Annotated in this window: 1 protein-coding gene; it reads right to left on the bottom strand. The window is 35.8% G+C overall.

Going from position 1 to position 397, the window contains the following annotated elements; translation table 11 throughout:
* Nucleotides 1–397, bottom strand: a 397-nt coding sequence (locus tag ACTNC3_RS11560; RefSeq protein ID WP_441227523.1) for a DEAD/DEAH box helicase family protein, incomplete at both ends; no start/stop codon positions are given.

Here is a 397-nt window from a genome sequence, read left to right on the forward strand (position 1 = left end):
CAGACGCTTTTATATCCTCGGTTCCGTCAGTACCACGTGATGCATCACGGTCAGAAGTAACGGCCATACTTGTCATTGTTAGTTCACTATCATTATTCCAACCACGCAATGTTTGCGTCAATAATTGAATACTAGGAACAAGATACAACACTTTAAAAGGACCATCTTTATCTTTAGATAGAGCTTCAGATATTTTAAGACTAGTAAATGTTTTTCCTGTACCTGGTGCCATAATTAGTTGTCCACGATCATTTTCTTTAAAATGAGCAAGGGCATTTTCTTTAGCTGTTTGTTGGTAATCCCTTAATTTTTTAGGTTTTTTAACAACAACATTTTCTGGACGTTCAAAATTAAATTGAGACCAGTCAATTTGAGAGTTCCTAAGGTCTGATAATCC

The sequence above is a fragment of the Oribacterium sp. HCP3S3_B9 genome (assembly GCF_052064255.1).
Taxonomy (GTDB): domain Bacteria; phylum Bacillota; class Clostridia; order Lachnospirales; family Lachnospiraceae; genus Oribacterium.